The sequence below is a fragment of the Bacillus sp. SIMBA_026 genome, assembly GCF_046535335.1.
GTDB classification, from domain to species: Bacteria; Bacillota; Bacilli; order Bacillales; family Bacillaceae; genus Bacillus; species Bacillus velezensis.
The window spans coordinates 1-269 of the sequence record NZ_JAWRWX010000190.1; the positions used below are offsets into that span (position 1 = coordinate 1).

A 269-nucleotide genomic window follows, 5' to 3' on the forward strand; every position below is an offset into this window, starting at 1 on the left:
CGGCGGTCATGAGCGTCGGCATGAAGCGCGGATACAGGCTCGCCGCGAGCAGCACCGCCTTGTAGCCGGCGATGTTCGCCTGCGAGGAGAGCACGTCCATGCTTTGCGCCCGCGTGGTGCGAGGCATCAGTTCGAGCGCGAACGACGGCAGGCCGGCTGCGCGAATGCGGGCTAGCTGGTCGACGTCGTAGGGATCGAGCATCCCGACGAGCACCGTGCCGCGTTTCATGCGGCGAAGCTCGTCGTCAGTCGGCGTCCTGACTTTCAGG

Annotated in this window: 1 pseudogene; it reads right to left on the reverse strand. The window is 66.9% G+C overall.

Annotation, left to right across the window (positions count from 1 at the left end):
- A pseudogene (locus SB847_RS21145) lies at window positions 1–229 on the reverse strand (NAD(P)(+) transhydrogenase (Re/Si-specific) subunit alpha); the annotation flags it as partial.
- Between the last annotated feature and the right edge of the window lie 40 nt (window positions 230–269).